The sequence below is a fragment of the Virgisporangium aurantiacum genome, from assembly GCF_016863635.1.
Classification (GTDB): Bacteria; Actinomycetota; Actinomycetes; order Mycobacteriales; family Micromonosporaceae; genus Virgisporangium; species Virgisporangium aurantiacum.
The window spans coordinates 74,676-89,793 of the sequence record NZ_BOPG01000023.1 but is presented as its reverse complement, the minus strand read 5'-3'; the positions used below and the strand labels follow the sequence as shown (position 1 = coordinate 89,793).

Annotated in this window: 12 protein-coding genes; 6 read left to right on the top strand and 6 right to left on the bottom strand. The window is 73.5% G+C overall.

Annotation, left to right across the window (positions count from 1 at the left end):
• The first annotated feature begins 47 nt into the window (after positions 1 to 47).
• From Vau01_RS17630 to Vau01_RS17610, 5 genes are all read left to right on the top strand, one after another.
• Positions 48 to 575, top strand: a complete 528-nt coding sequence (locus Vau01_RS17630) for a chemotaxis protein CheW (protein ID WP_203993674.1) — start codon at positions 48 to 50, stop codon at positions 573 to 575.
• Complete coding sequence (locus Vau01_RS17625; protein WP_203993672.1) at positions 575 to 2,047, top strand: HAMP domain-containing methyl-accepting chemotaxis protein; 1,473 nt, start codon at positions 575 to 577, stop codon at positions 2,045 to 2,047. Before Vau01_RS17630 ends, Vau01_RS17625 begins: the two co-directional genes overlap by 1 nt.
• 3 nt (positions 2,048 to 2,050) lie before the next feature.
• Entirely contained in the window at positions 2,051 to 4,306 is a 2,256-nt protein-coding gene (locus tag Vau01_RS17620; RefSeq protein WP_203993670.1) for a hybrid sensor histidine kinase/response regulator, read from the top strand.
• Positions 4,303 to 5,349 (top strand): chemotaxis-specific protein-glutamate methyltransferase CheB, encoded by a 1,047-nt coding sequence (gene cheB, locus Vau01_RS17615; protein ID WP_203993668.1) that lies wholly within the window; start codon positions 4,303 to 4,305, stop codon positions 5,347 to 5,349. The genes Vau01_RS17620 and cheB overlap by 4 nt, the downstream gene beginning before the upstream one ends.
• Before the next feature lie 100 nt (positions 5,350 to 5,449).
• Positions 5,450 to 7,408 carry a response regulator gene (locus tag Vau01_RS17610; protein WP_239151668.1) on the top strand — a complete coding sequence of 653 codons (1,959 nt, stop codon included), beginning with the start codon at positions 5,450 to 5,452 and terminating at the stop codon, positions 7,406 to 7,408.
• 10 nt (positions 7,409 to 7,418) lie between these two features.
• Here the strand turns inward: Vau01_RS17610 and Vau01_RS17605 are convergent, their stop codons facing one another.
• Together Vau01_RS17605 and Vau01_RS17600 are read right to left on the bottom strand one after the other, a co-directional pair.
• Positions 7,419 to 8,414, bottom strand: a complete 996-nt coding sequence (locus Vau01_RS17605) for a hypothetical protein (protein WP_203993666.1) — start codon at positions 8,412 to 8,414, stop codon at positions 7,419 to 7,421.
• A 48-nt stretch (positions 8,415 to 8,462) separates the two neighbouring features.
• Positions 8,463 to 9,185 (bottom strand): SDR family NAD(P)-dependent oxidoreductase, encoded by a 723-nt coding sequence (locus tag Vau01_RS17600; RefSeq protein ID WP_203993664.1) that lies wholly within the window; start codon positions 9,183 to 9,185, stop codon positions 8,463 to 8,465.
• 87 nt (positions 9,186 to 9,272) lie between these two features.
• On the opposite strand from Vau01_RS17600, the gene Vau01_RS17595 reads away from it, so the two are divergent.
• Positions 9,273 to 9,899: a TetR/AcrR family transcriptional regulator gene (locus Vau01_RS17595; protein ID WP_203993662.1), complete on the top strand. Its 627-nt coding sequence runs from the start codon at positions 9,273 to 9,275 to the stop codon at positions 9,897 to 9,899.
• Here Vau01_RS17595 and Vau01_RS17590 read toward each other — a convergent pair.
• From Vau01_RS17590 to Vau01_RS17575, 4 genes are all read right to left on the bottom strand, one after another.
• Positions 9,892 to 10,506, bottom strand: coding sequence for a DJ-1/PfpI family protein (locus tag Vau01_RS17590; RefSeq protein ID WP_203993660.1), 615 nt, complete (start codon positions 10,504 to 10,506; stop codon positions 9,892 to 9,894). The two genes, Vau01_RS17595 and Vau01_RS17590, sit on opposite strands and share 8 nt — an antisense overlap.
• 10 nt (positions 10,507 to 10,516) lie before the next feature.
• A complete protein-coding gene (locus Vau01_RS17585; protein WP_239151667.1) occupies positions 10,517 to 11,476 on the bottom strand; it encodes a GlxA family transcriptional regulator in 960 nt (319 codons plus the stop codon).
• A 230-nt stretch (positions 11,477 to 11,706) separates the two neighbouring features.
• Positions 11,707 to 14,286 (bottom strand): ABC transporter permease, encoded by a 2,580-nt coding sequence (locus Vau01_RS17580; protein WP_203993658.1) that lies wholly within the window; start codon positions 14,284 to 14,286, stop codon positions 11,707 to 11,709.
• Between the two features lies 1 nt (position 14,287).
• Positions 14,288 to 15,034 (bottom strand): ABC transporter ATP-binding protein, encoded by a 747-nt coding sequence (locus tag Vau01_RS17575; RefSeq protein WP_203993656.1) that lies wholly within the window; start codon positions 15,032 to 15,034, stop codon positions 14,288 to 14,290.
• Between the last annotated feature and the right edge of the window lie 84 nt (positions 15,035 to 15,118).

Genomic DNA, 15,118 nt, shown 5'->3' with positions numbered 1-15,118 from the left:
CGGGTCTGTGCGGGATTTCGGAGGCAGAGCGTGAGCGTAGGCAGAACATGAACACGAACGAGCGGCTGGCCGAGCTCCAACGCGTCTTCGACGCCTCGTTCGCGCTCCCGCCGACGCCGCGCGACGACGACCTGATCGACCTGCTCGCCGTCACCGCCGACGCCGACTCCCTCGCCGTTCCGCTCGCGGCGATGGCCGGCCTCGCCGCCGACCGCTCCGTCACACCGTTGCCGGGGTCGCCGCCGGACCTGCTCGGCGTCGCCGGGCTGCGCGGTCACCTCGTCCCCGTCTACGACCTCGCGCGCGTCCTCGACCCGCGTCGCGCGTCCCGAACCAACGGCAGCGCGACCGTCCGCTGGCTGGTCCTGGCCGCCGGGACGCCGTCGTTCGCGGTGGCCGTCGACCGGGTCGACGGCCACCTGCGCGTCCCGCGCGACGCGATCGCCGAACCGGCGGCCGGGGCGCACACGGCCACCGGGCCGGTCGTGCACACCGCCGACGGCCCGCGGCCGGTCATCGACCTCACCGCCGTCCGTCACCGGATCACCGCCCGGGTACCAGCCGAGGAGACCTGATGCCACGCCGCACCACGTTCAGCCAGAAGGTCGCCGCCGGGCTCGGTGTCGCGGCGGTGCTCACCCTTGCCGTCGGCGCGGTCGCGGTCGGCGCGCTGCACAGCGTCGTCGAGAGCAAGGACGAGGTGATCTCCGTCCACGCGCAGCGGCTCATCAACACCGAACGGCTTCGGGTGGACGTCGAGCGGAAGACCGCGGCCAGCCGGACCTACCTGCTCACCGGTGACCAGACCTACCTCCAACAGATGGCACAGGCCCGCGCCGTCCTGCTCGCCGGCATCGACCGCCTCGAGCGCAGCTCCGCCAGCTCGAACGCGCGGGCGATGCTCGCCGACCTGCGGGCGGCCGAGGCCGTGCACCAGCAGGCGGCCGACGAGGTCAACGAGATGCGCCGGTCCGGCGTCGCGCAGGACGTGGTGGTCAAGGCGTTCGAGGACAACCCGGCGCCGAAACGCGCCCAACTCGACGCCGACATCGACGCGTTCACCGCGCTCGTGGACCGGGAACTGCGGACCGCCCGGCAGGAGGCGACCGACATGGCCACGCGGGCCAGCATCCTGGTCATGGTGATGGGCGTGGTCGCGACCGTCCTCGCGACCGTGCTCGCCGTCCTCCTGGGCCGGGCCCTGAACCGGCAGATCGGCACGGTGGTCGGCCAGGTGCAGACGTCGTCCGCCGAGCTCGAGGCCGTCGCCAACCAGCAGGCGACCGGTGCCAAGGAAGAGGCGACCGCGATGAGCGAGATCACCACCACAATCAACGAACTGCTCGCCACCTCGCGGCAGATCGCGGACGGGGCACAGCGGGTGGCCCGCATCGCCGACGACACGGCCGGCGCCGCCCGTGTCGGCGAGAACACGATCGAGCAGGCGAACGAGTCGATCGCCGCGATCCGGGGCCAGGTCGACCTGATCGTGCGGCACATGCTCGAACTCGGCGCGAAGTCGCAGCAGATCGGCGCCGTGCTCGACATCGTGAGCGAACTCGCCGAGCAGACGAACATCCTCGCGATCAACGCCACCATCGAGGCGACCAGCGCTGGCGAGTCCGGGCGCCGGTTCGCCGTGGTCGCCGACGAGATCCGCAAGCTGGCCGACCGGGTGTCCGGATCGGCCAAGGAGATCCGCGGCCTGATCGACGACGTCCGCGGCGCCGTCAACACGACGGTGATGGCGACCGAGACCGGGTCGAAGGCCGTCGACGCCGGCATGCGCCAGTTCGGCGACGTCGCGGCGACGTTCGACCAGATCACCGGACTGGTGACCACGACAACCGAGGCGGCCCGCGAGATCGAGCTGTCCACCAAGCAGCAGAGCACCGCCGTGGAGCAGGTCAACGTCGCCGTCGTCGACGTCGCGCAGGCCACCCGGGCGACCGAGGCGAGTTCGACGCAGACCCAGCAGACCGCCGCGCAACTGGCCGGGCTGTCGCTGGACCTGCTGCGGCTGGTCCACTCCGGGGCCGGCAAGTAGACCATGGCCGGTGACCCGTACCGCTACTTCCGCATCGAGGCCCGGGAGCTCTCCGACGACCTCGCGGGTGGAGTCCTGGATCTCGAACGGGGTGCGGAGCCGGTCGACGCGCTCGCCCGGGTGCTGCGGGCGGCGCACACGCTGAAGGGCGCGGCCCGGGTGGTGCGCCAGGCGGGGATCGCCGAGGCGGCGCACGCGCTGGAGGAGGTGTTCGAGCCGTACCGGCACGACCCCGCGGCGGTGCCGGCCCAGGCGATCGCCGCGGCCCTCGCCGACGTCGACCGGATCGACGCCGGAATCGCCGCCCTCCCGAGCGCCGAACCGCAGGCGACACCGGCAACGGCCCCGCAAGCAGCCCCGCGGATGGCCCCGCAAGCGGCGCCGCAGCCAGCCCCGCAAACGGCATCGCAGACCACGCCGCAGACCACGCCGCAGCCGGCATCGCATGCGGCCTCGCAGACCGCATCGCAAGCGGCGCCGCAGACCGCGCCGCAGACCGCGCCGCAGACCGCGCCGCAGGCGCCGGCACCGCCGGCCGAGGCGCCACCCAGGCCGGCACCGGCAGCGGCGGCGGCTTCGGATGCGCCGGCCGTCATGCGGACCGACGCCGCCGACGTCGACGACCTGCTGGAGGCCATCGGCGAGGCGCAGACCCACCTCGCCCCGTTGCGGCGCGGCCTCGACGAGCTCGACCGCATCCGCCGCGGCATCGACCTCCTGCAGGCCCAACTCGAAGCGCCCGGCGCGGCGTCAAAGACAGCAGCGTCCACGACGGGCGACACCCGCGACCGGTTCCGGGCGATCGCGTCCGGACTCGGCAACGATCTCGCCGCGGTCGCCCACGACCTCGCCCGGTCGGTGGAGCACGGCGAGCGCGAACTGCGTCAGATCCGGGGCAGCGCCGAGCAACTGCGTCTCGTGCGGGCCGGCTCGGTGTTCCCGGCGTTGCACCGGGCGGCCCGGGACGCCGCCGCACAGCTCGGATGCCGGGTCGCGTTCACCGGCGCGGGCGGCGACACCCGCCTCGACCCGCAGGTACTGTCCACTGTGTACGGTTGCCTGCTGCACGTGGTCCGCAACGCCGTCGCGCACGGCATCGAGCCCGTCGCCACCCGGCGGGCGGCCGGCAAGCCCGACGAGGGACGCGTCACCGTCGAGGTCGGCCGGCGCGGCACCCGGATCGTGTTCACCTGCCGCGACGACGGGCGCGGCGTCGACACCGAAAAGGTGCGCCGGTCCGCAACAGCCAAAGGCATCGACACCGCCGGCATGAAGGCCGCCGACGTCGCCACGCTCGTGCTGCGCGGCGGGATCAGCACCGCCGAGCGGGTCACCGAACTCGCCGGGCGCGGCGTCGGGATGGACATGGTCCGCGACACCGCCCACCGCCTCGGTGGCGACGTGACCATCACCAGCACACCCGGCGCCGGCACCACCGTCGAGGTCACCGTGCCGTTGTCACTGCTGGCGGTCGAGTGCCTGCTGGTCGACGCCGCCGGCACCATCGCCGCCGTCCCGCTGGACGCGGTGCGCCAGTGCCTGCGTCTGCCCGACGCCGAGGCGACGGCCACGACCGTCCGGTACGCCGCGCACACCGTCCCCTTCCTTCCGCTCGCTGTCGCGCTCAAGGAGACGACAAAACAACCGGAACCCCGCGTCGCGATGATCGTTTCCGCACCCGCCGGCACCGCCGCGATCGGCCTCGACCGCGTCGTCGACACCGCGACCGTCGTCGTCCGGGCCGCGCCCCCGCTCGCACCGACCGGCGCGATCGTCGGCGGCCTGTGCCTCGACGGCGAGGGCAACCCCCGCATCGTGCTGGACCCGGCCGGGCTGGTCGCGGCGGCAGCCAGGATCCGGGTCCCCGAAAGAGCGGCCGACGCGCCGCAACGGCCGGTGCTCGTCATCGACGACTCGCTGACCACCCGCATGCTCGAACGCAGCATCCTCGAATCCGCCGGCTACGCGGTGGAGACGGCCGCGTCCGCCGAGGAGGCACTGGTCAAGGCGCGCGACACGAGCTACGGGCTGTTCCTCGTCGACGTGGAGATGCCGGGAATGGACGGCTTCACGTTCATCGAACAGGCCAAGGCCGACCCGCGGCTGCAGGACATCCCGGCGATCCTGGTCAGCTCGCGCGCGTCAGAGGCCGACCGGGAACGCGGCCGGCAGGCCGGCGCCGTGATGCACGTCGCGAAGGGCGCGTTCGACCAGAACGAACTGCTCGATCACATCGGAAAACTGGTGGTGGGCGGATGATCCGGGTACTGGTGGTCGAGGACTCCGCGACCGTGCGGGACCGGTTGCAGCAGGCGCTCACCGCCGACCCGTCCATCGAGGTGGCCGGCGTCGCCGAGACCGGGCACGCCGCGGTGGAGCTGGCCCGCACGCTGCGCCCCGACGTGATAACGATGGACATCATGCTGCCCGGCCTCAACGGGCTGGCGGCGACCGAACACATCATGGCCCACTGCCCGACCCCGATCCTCGTCGTGTCGTCGTCGGACAACAGGTCGGAGGCGCTCACCACCTGCGCCGCCCTCGCGGCCGGCGCCGTCGACGCGCTCGACAAACCCACCGGCGACACGCCCGACGACGTCTGGGACTCTAGGCTGCGGTCGGCGGTCCGGGTTGTTTCGAAGGTCGCGGTGATTACCCACCCAAGAGCAAAGTTGACGGCGTTGCGGCCGCCGCCAGCACCGCAGGGCCCGGTTGGCGGTGTGGTCGGCAAGGCGATCGGCAGGCAGCACCTGATCGCGATCGGTGCGTCGACCGGCGGGCCCGGCGCGGTCGTCGACCTGCTCCGCGCCGTCCCCGCCGGGGTCGGGGTGCCGATCCTGCTGGTCCAGCACATCGGTGCGCCGTTCGCCGCGTCGTACGTCGAGTGGCTGGGCGGGCAGGTCCCGCACCGGGTCACCTGCGCGACGGACGGCGAACCGCTCCTGCCCGGCCGGGTCAGCGTGGCGCCGGCCGACCATCACCTGGTCGTCCGGGACGGGCGGATGCGCCTGAACGACGGTCCGGAGCGCCACTCCTGCCGGCCGTCGGTCGACGTCCTGTTCGAGTCGATCGCGGCGGAGTACCCGGGCGCCGCGACCGGGTGCCTGCTCACCGGCATGGGCCGCGACGGCGCCACCGGCCTGCTCGCCATGCGCCGGGTCGGCTGCCGGACGTTCGCCCAGGACGAGGCGAGCTGCGTGGTGTACGGGATGCCGCGGGAGGCCGTCCTCCTCGACGCCGTCGACGAGGTCCACCCGCCGGCCGAGATCGGCCGCCGCCTGGCTCTGGTCCGGTCACCATGACCGAGCGGAGCGAGGTCATCATTCGGCTCAGCAGAGCCGATGCGCTCGCGAAGCGAGCGGATCGGCGGCATGGCCGCACCGCGCGAAGCGAGGTGCGGCCGTGAGGGTGCTCATCGTCGACGACAGCCTCACGGTCCGGATGGACCTGGCCGAGGCGTTCGAGGCCGGCGGCCTCGAACCGGTGCCGTGCGCCACGGTCGCCGACGCCCGCAAGATCCTCGACCACGAGGGCCCGGACGGCGAGGGCCCGGACGCGATCATTCTCGACGTCCACCTGCCCGACGGCGACGGCGTCGAACTCCTGCGCGAGATCCGCGCCGACGTCCGCTACGGCGCCACGCCGGTGCTGATGCTGTCGAGCGAGGCGGAGGTGAAGGACCGCATCCGCGGCCTGCGCACCGGCGCCGACGAGTACGTGGGCAAGCCCTACGACTCCGGATACGTCGTCGCCCGGGCACGGGAACTGCTCGGTGACCCGGGCGGCGACGAGTCGTCCTCGGTGCTGCTCATCGACGACAGCCGCACCCTGCGGGCCGAACTGCGCCGGAAACTGGAGGTCGACGGCTACACCGTGCGGACCGCCGCCAGCGGCGAGGACGGGTTGCGGATGGCCGGCGTGCGTCGACCGGGCGTCATGATCGTCGACGGCACGCTGCCCGGCATCGACGGCGCCACCGTGATCCGCCGGGTGCGCCTGGACCCCGCGCTGCGCGACGTCCCCTGCATCCTGCTCACCGGATCCACCGACCACCTCCTCGAACTCGACGTGCTCGACGCGGGCGCCGACGCGTTCGTCCGCAAGTCCGAGGACACCGGCGTCCTGCTGGCCAAGGTCGCCGCGATCCTGCGGCAGACCACCGGCGACGGCCACACCCGGCACCCCAGCCTGCACGCGCCGAAGCGGATCCTCGCCGTCGACGCCCACCCCACATACCTCGACGAACTCACCGCCTGCCTGCGCGAGGACGGGTGCGAGGTGGCCAGCGCCCGCACCGGCGAGGAGGCCGTCGAACTGCTCGCCACCCAGTCCGTCGACTGCATCCTGCTCGACCCGCGCCTGCCCGGCCTCAGCGGCGCCGACACCTGCCGGCTCATCAAGGCCGCGCCGGCCGTGCGCGACATCCCGCTCATCGTGCTCGGGATCAGCGACGACGCCGCGTCCGTGCGCGCCGGTCTCGGCGACGGCGCCGACGACTACGTCGTCAAGTCCGACCGGTTCGATGTGCTGCGGGCCCGGGTCCGCGCGCAGTTGCGGCGCAAGCACTTCCAGGACGAGAACCGGCGGGCCCGCGAGGACCGGTTGCAGCAGGAACTGAAGGACGCCGAGGCCCGCGCCGCCACCGAACTGGCCCGGGCCCGGGCCGAGCTGATCACCGAACTGGAGTGGAAGAACAGCGAACTGGAGGCGTTCAGCTACTCGGTCTCGCACGACCTGCGCAACCCGCTCAACATCATCGACGGGTTCAGCCGGGCGCTGCTGGAGGACTACGGCGACGTCCTGGACGACACCGCACAGACCTACCTGCACAGCATCCACGCCGCCGCCGGCCGGATGGGCGACCTGATCCGGTCGTTGCTGGAACTGTCGCGCGCCGGCCGGGCCGCCATCACCCGCGTACCCGTCGACGTCACCGCCGCCGCCCGGGCGACGGTGTACGCGATGCGGTTGCGCGAACCCGACCGCGACATCGACGTCACCATCACCGACGGCCTGCGCGCCGACGCCGACGCCGACCTGGTCCGCGTGGTCCTGGAAAATCTGATCGGCAACGCGTGGAAGTACACCCACCGCACGGCCGCGCCGAGGATCGACATCGGTGCCGACCTCGACGGTGCGTTCTACGTGCGCGACAACGGCGCCGGTTTCGCGATGGACCACGCCGAGAACCTGTTCCGCCCGTACGGGCGCCTGCACGAGGACCACGATTTCCCCGGCACCGGAATCGGCCTGTCGACGGTGTTCCGCGTCATCGACCGCCACGGCGGCAGAATCTGGGCCGAGGGCGAGGTCGGCGTCGGCGCCACGTTCCACTTCACCACCGGGCCGCCGAACGCTTGACCCGCCGCGTCTACGGGATGTCGACGGCGGTGAGCAGCGCGCCGGCCGCGAGCGCGACGAGCGTCGTCCCCAGGGCGAGGGTCGCGAGCGTGCCGTCGACTTCGTGTTCGTGGAACCGGGCCCGCCCGCGGCAGGCGGCCCGCAGCGCCGCGGGTCCGGTGCCGAATGCCGCGCCGCGCAGGACCACGTTGCCCGCCGGTCGCACGTGGACGAGCCGGGCGACCGAACCGGGTCCCGCGTGCACGACGTGCACCGCCTCGACGTCGGCCCACGTCACGTGGAGCGCACCGGTCCGGATCCCGCTGTCGTCGAGCACCGTCCGGCCGAGGAACCGCTTCGCCGTCGCCCGCGCCAGCAGCAGAGCGACCAGCGCCAGCAGAGCCACCGAGGACAGCAACGCCCACCCGGCGACCACCGCGAGCACGACCGCCAGCGCCAGCAAGGCCACCGGCACCAGCCGCCACCGCAGCGGCGCCCGGAGTTGTTGGTGCGGCACGGCTTCGGTGGCACCGGTGACCGCAGGCTCCTCGGGTGCCCGGTCGTCCACGTCGACCCGTCCGCCGCCGAACCCGGCCACCGCCGCGCGGAACCCGTCGTCGTCCGGGACCTTGAACATGAACGGCGCGCCGGGTCGGCGCATGTTCAGCGGGGGTCCGGCGAGGGCGCGGTCGGATGCGGCGGTGTGAACGACGGCGTGGCGGACCGGGACGGCCGGTACGAGCGCGCCGATCCAGACGTGCGTGACCTCACCCCACGGCACCCGCACCGGATGACGGGCGAACCCACCGCTCGACAGCGTCAACCCGTCGGCGTCCAGGAGGGTCGACCCGCGCTCGAACATCGGCCGCAGCGCGAACCACCCCGCGAGTCCCGCGGGCACCACGCCGAGCGCGTAGAGCGGCTGCGACGTCATCGCGGCCAGCGCCACCGGCACCGCCACCACTCCGGCCAGCACGAGTGCGCCGCCCACCCAACCGGCCGACTCCCGGACGACGTACCGCTCCACCCGACCTCCCCCGACTCCGCACGCACACTAGCGAAGTGGTGCCCGTCGTCACGTCGTGGTGTCGGCGACCAGCGCGTTGAACACCACCTCGGCCCGGTCCCGCTTCGTGTAGAGGTCCCACGCGGTGTCGGCGAGGTCGTCCGGGTCGAGCGTGTGCCCCTTCGCCGCGCCGAACAGGTCGGGCTGCGCGGTGACGAACCGGTGGATGTCGCCGCGTTCGATGAGGCCGCCGATGGTGAGGGTGCCGGCGTAGACGCCGTGTTCGGCGAGCGCCGCGTTGAGCGTCACCGCGTAGTTCCGCAGCGCGGCCGACGACAGCGCGAGGTTGCCGAGCGCCGGCATCGGAACCACGGAGCTGAGGCCGCCGGCGAACAGCAACCCGCCGCGGCCGCGGTCGAGCATCGCGGGAAGCACCAGGCCGGCGAGGTCGACGGCGGCGTAGACCCAGGTCATGGCCGCCCGGACCGATTCGGCGTCGGCCTGCAGGATCGGCGTCGGGTGGCCCGAGGCGTCGTCGAGCGCGGCGGGCCCGTAGTAGACGATCTCCGGCGCGTCGACCTTGGTGAGGACGGACGCCATCTGCTCGCGGTCGCGGACGTCGGCGACGAACGCCTCCGCCTCGATTCCGGCGTTTGCGAGCGCGTCGACGTATCCGGCGTGGCGGGTGTCGGTGCGCGAGACCAGCGCGACCCTGTGACCCTCCCGCCCGAACCGGTGCGCGATGGACATGCCCAGCCCGGGCCCGACGCCGACGACGAGCACTGTTCCCATGGATCCTCCAAAGTTGAGGCAGCCCTCAGATTCGCTGGAACCGTAGCATCAACCTGAGGGACGCCTCAACTTCGTAGAATGGTGACCATGGGAACAAGGCCGATGCGGGCCGACGCCGCACGCAACCGCGACCGCCTCCTGGCCGCCGCCACCGAGGTGTTCGCCGAGCGCGGTCTCGACGCCTCGCTGGAGGAGATCGCCCGGCGCGCCGGGGTGAGCATCGGCACCCTCTACAACCACTTCCCCACCCGGGAGAGCCTGTTCGACGCGATCTTCCCGGCGCGAATGTCCATATTGGACGAACGCGCGGCGGCCGCCCTCGCCGACGCCGACCCGTGGAGCGGGTTCGTCATGTTCACCGAGGCGCTCTTCGCCCTGCACGCCGAGGACCGCGGTCTCAACGACGCGCTGGCTCAACGCGTCCCGCTCTCGCCCGGCCTGATCGAGGCCTGTCACCGCTGCTTCGGTCATCTCGACCGGCTGATCGCGCGGGCGCGCGACAGCGGCCAGTTGCGTGCCGACTTCGAGACCGCCGACTTCGCGACGCTCGTCTGGGCGATGGGACAGGTGATCCGCGAGTCGGTCGACGTCGCCCCCGACGCCTGGCGGCGCTGTCTCGCGTTCTTCCTCGACGGGCTGCGCGCCGACGCCGCCCACCCCGTGCCGGTGCCGGCCCTCACGCCGGATCAGCTGTCGAGGCTCCTGGCTACCTGATCAGGCTCAGCGCGGTGTCGGCGAGTTCTTGCGTCGGCGAGCAGATGTCGTAGGGCGGCTGCGGGTCGTACTCGATCGCGAGCTGCACCGCCCGCGCGGTCTCGTCGTCGGCGGCCTCGCCGAGCAGCGTCAGCGCCATGTCGATCCCGGCCGACACGCCGGCCGCGGTGACGATGGAGCCGTCCCGGACGATCCGCTCGCTGACCGGCACGGCACCGACCGCCGCGAGCCGATCGAGCCACCCCCAGTGCGTGGTCGCCCGCCGCCCGCTGAGCAGACCGGCGGCGCCGAGCACGAACGAGCCGCTGCACACCGACGTGGTCCACCGCGCGTGCGCGTGCGCGGCGGCGATCCAGTCGAGCAGCGCCCGGTCACCCATGGCCTCGGCCGTGCCCGGCCCGCCCGGCACGAGAATCACGTCGGGCCGTTCGACGTCGCCGTACGCGGCGGTGGCCTGCAGCGTCAGGCTGCCGACGTCGTCGGTGACCGGTTGCGCCTCACCCGCGACGAACGTGACCGTCCATCCGGGCGCGAACGCGAGCACGGTGTAGGGCCCGACCGCGTCGAGGGCCGTGAACCGCGGGTACAGCGGAATGGCGACGTGCATGGCTGTCTCCTCAGTGGGTTGCGAACCTGCGGCGGTACTCGCCGGGAGCGACCCGCCACAGCCGCCGGAACACGCGGAACAGCGTCTCCGGCGCGCCGATGCCGGTTTCCCGGGCGATCCGGTCGAGCGGGTGGTCGGTGGTTTCGAGCAGCCGGCGGGCCGCCTCGGCGCGGCTGCGTTCGACGTAGCGGCCGGGCGGCAGTCCGGTCCGCTCGGCGAAGACCCGGGCGAAGTGACGCTCGCTCAGGCCGGCCCGGCGGGCCAACGCCGGCACGCTGAGATCGTCGCCCGGGCTGCTGTCGATGTAGGCGAGCAGTTCCCGCATCGACTCGTCCGGCGCCGTCCCGCGGGCGCGCATGGCGGCGCTGAACTGGCTCTGCCCGCCCGGCCGGTGCAGGTACACCACGAGACCACGCGCGACGTCCCGCGCGAGCCGCCCTCCATGGTCATCGGCGACGAGCGCCAACGCCAGGTCGATCCCCGCGGTGACCCCGGCCGACGTCCACACGTCCCCGTCCCGCTGGTAGATCCGATCGGCATCGACGGCCACCTGCGGATACCGGGCCAGGTCGGCCGCCGCCAACCAGTGCGTGGTGGCCCGCCGCCCGGCCAGCAACCCCGCCTCGGCGAGCAGCAACGCACCGTTGCACACCGACGCCGTCCGCCGCGCCAACCCCGACAGCCGGGCGATCTGCCCGGTCAACACCGGATCGGGCAGATGCCCCGCCACCGACAACCCCCCGACCACGACGAGCGTGTCGATCTCGCCGGTGACATCCCCGATCGCCGTGGGCGCCGCCACGGTGATACCGGTGTTCGCGGTGACCGCCCCCGCCCGCGACGCGGTGACCTCGATCCCGTACCCGTCCGCCCGCGCCACCAACGTGGCGGCGGCGAACACATCGGCGGGCCCGGCGAGGTCGAGCAACTGAAACCCGTCGAAGACCACGAACACGACCCGCCGCTGCATGGACTCATCGTGTCCACCGGCGGCGGTGGCAGCAATGCCGCAGACATTGCATTTCCTGCCATCAGCACGCGCCGATCTCGGACTTCCGACACGCTCGCGGTCGCTCGACGTGACGCGAAGCCGTTCGCACGAGGCCGCGATACGCGGATCTTGGACTCCTGCAGGGGTTATGGCACCTCGCGCAGTCCAAGATCCGGAACGCGCAAACAAACTCGGCAAGATACGCAGTGCTAGTCGGCGGCCAGGGCGCGTAGGACGTCTACGCGTGCGGCGCGGCGGGCCGGCGGGCCGGCGGTGAGCATGGCGGCGAGCACCGCGGCACCGGCGCAGGCCGCGAGCGGGCCGATCGGCACGTGCGTCGCGGACAGGTCGAGGGCCCGGGTAGCGGCCCACCCCACGAGCGTGCCGAGGGCGAGCCCGACCACGGCACCGGTGGCGGCCATGATGGCGGCTTCCCAGCGCAGCATCGTGCGCACCTGCCGGCGTTGCATTCCGAGCACCCGCAGCAACCCCAGCTCGCGGACCCGTTCCAGCACCGACAGCGCGAGCGTGTTCACGATGCCGAACAGCGCGATCAGGATCATCAGCCCGAACAGCGTGTAGTACACGCGCAGCGCGGGCGCGAGCTCGGCGGCGGCGCGTCGTCGGAGGTGGTCGCGGTCGGAGATTTCCACGGTCGGCTGGTCGGCGAGTGCCCGCGCGATGGCGGCCCGGGCGGCGGCCGGGGCCACGCCGGCGCGCACGGTCGCGTAGACCCGGGTGACGGCCGGATCGCCGACCAGCCGTTCGTAGTCGGACGGAGTGATCAGGCTGTCGTAGATCGGAAGGTGCGCGATCGAGTAGCCGCCGAGGCCGGAGGTGTCGTAGATGGCCCGGACGGTGAACGTCTGGCCCGGGTCGTCGACGCCGGTGCGCAGGCGCACGGTCGAGCCGATCGTGGCTCCCCGCTCCCGCGCGACGGTGCGCCGCAGCGCGATGCCGCCGTCGGCGAGGTCGGACAGCGCACCGCCGGTGACGGGCAGCGCCAGGACGGAGCCAAGGTGCGCCGGATCGACCGCCGCCAGCTCGACCGTGGCGGGGCCGGCCGCGGTGGTCGGCCCGGTGGTCGTCTCCATCGCCAGCTCGGCGTCGGCTGCCTGAAATGCGGCCACGGCGGCCAGCTCGGGGAGGGCGGCCAGCCGCCGTGGCACGTCGGGGGTCATCGCGACGTCGGGGTCGAACGCCTGGATCTGGTAATCGGCTCGCAGGGCGCGGTCGAAACCGCCGACGGTCGACGCCCGGCTGCCGGCCGCCAGCGTGGTGACGAAGCCGATCAGCGCGAGCCCGATCACCAGTGGCAGGGTGGTGGCCGCCGCGCGCCGGGGGCTGCGTACGGCGTTGTCGGCGGCGAACCGCCCGGGAACACCGCGACCGCGCCGGACGGCGGCACCCACCAGCCGCGCGACGGGCAGCGCGAGCACGGGCCCGAGCACCAGCACGCCGACGCCCGACAGCGCCGCACCGGCCGACACCATGGCGTCGACGGCCGGATCGGCGAGCCCGCCGGCCAGCACGAGGCCGATGCCGGCCAGCAGCAACAGCCCGCCGGACCACGTGCGGAACCGGCCGGCCCGGCGGTCGAGCGCGAACACGTCGCCGCGCAGCGCCGCGACCGGCGGGACCAGGGTCGCCCGGCGGGCCGGGCGCCAGGCCGACACGAGCGCGGTGACGATTCCGGCGGCGAGCGCGACGGCGACCGTGCGGGGGAGGACGTGCGGCGTGCGACCGGTGACGTCGACCTCGATGGCGCCGCCCGCCTCCAGCAACGACGCGACGCCCCAGCCGAGCGCCACGCCCAGCACCAGCCCACCGAGCGACGCGACCGCGCCGACGACCGCCGCCTCCAGCAGCACCGCGCGGCGCAGCTGCCGGCGATCCGCGCCGATGCAGCGCAAAAGCGCCAGCTCGCGGGCGCGCGACGCGAGCACGATCGTGTAGGTGTTCCGGATCAGGAACGTGCCGATGAACAACGCGACCAGGCTCGCGATGAGGAAGAGCCGGGCGAACAGCGACGGTGGTTCGGCCGCACGGGCCAGCTCGGCGTCGAGGTCGGCGCCGGTGCTCGCCGCGTACTGACCGCCGAGCGCCGCCGCGATGCGGTCACGCAGCTCGCGCTGGGACACGCCGGACGCCGCCCGCACCTCGACGAAGCTGACCTGATCGGCGCGGGGGAGCAGGTACCGGGCGGCACCCGGGTGCAGGCCGACGAACGCCGCACCGGCCAGCTCCGGCGCGCCGAGCAGCCCCACCACCGTGACGGACTCCGGGGCGCGGCCCGCGACGACCACCCGCACCCGGTTGCCGACCCGGAGGTTCAGGGCGGCGGCCGTGGCCGGGTCGATGACCACCTCCGCGGGACCGCCCGGCACCCGCCCGGCGCGCAGGCTGCCCGCGAACGACGGGTCGACCGTGCGGGCGACCGGTTCGCGACCGGCGACCGGGTGGCCGTCGCGGCCGAGCACCTGGGCCCGCCCGAGGACCACGCCGGTGGTGGCGGCGACCCCGTCGACCCGGGCGAGCCGGTCGACCAGCGCGGCCGGCACCGGCCCGCGGAACGGGACGGGTACCGCTTCCTCGCCGTGCTGGGCGGCGCCGACCACGACGTCGACGCCGCGCGGCGGGCGGTGCGCGGCCTCGTCGGCGGCCGCCCGCCACGTGTCGATCAGGACGAACGTGCCGGCCACGAGGCCGACACCGAGCACGATCGCGACGGCGGTGAGCAGCAGGCGCCCCTTGTGCGCCAGGACGCTCGCCAGCGTGTAGCGCAGCATGTCAGTCGACCTCCGCAAGGCTCTTCATCCGGTCGAGCACGCGCTCCGCGGTGGGCGCGTCGAGCACGTCGGCGATCCGGCCGTCGGCGAGGAACAGCGCCCGATCGGCGTACGCCGCCGCCACCGGGTCGTGCGTGACCATCACGATCGTCTGACCCAGGGAGTCGACGCAGTGACGCAGGAAGCCGAGCAGGTCGCCGCGGGCCGCCGAGTCGAGGTTGCCGGTGGGCTCGTCGGCGAAGACGATCTCCGGCTGGGCGGCCAGCGCGCGGGCGGCGGCGACCCGCTGCTGCTGGCCGCCGGACAGCTCGGCCGGCCGGTGCGCGAGCCGGTCGCGCAGCCCGACCGCGTCGACCAGCCGCTCGAACCAGGCCCGGTCGGGCCGGCGCCCGGCCAGCGCGAGCGGCAGCCGGATGTTGTCGGCCGCGGACAGCGTGGGCAGCAGGTTGAACGACTGGAAGATGAAGCCGATCCGGTCCCGCCGCGGCCGGGTGAGCCGCCGATCGTCGAGGCCGGTGAGGTCGGTGCCGGCGATCTCGACCGCGCCCTCGTCGACCGAGTCGAGCCCGGCCAGGCAGTGCAGCAGCGTCGACTTGCCCGAGCCCGACGGACCCATGATCGCCGTGAAGCGGCCGCGCACGAACTCGACCGAGACCCGGTCGAGCGCCGTGACAGCGCCGGGCCCGTGCCCGTACGTCTTGCTGATGCCGACCGCCCGGGCGGCCACGGTGTCGACCAACGAGATCATGGATACGAGCCTCGCGGCCCACCGCCGCGCGGAACATCGGGCAAGCCTTCGCCCGGATTACGGAAAACCGGAAGGGCCAGCCGG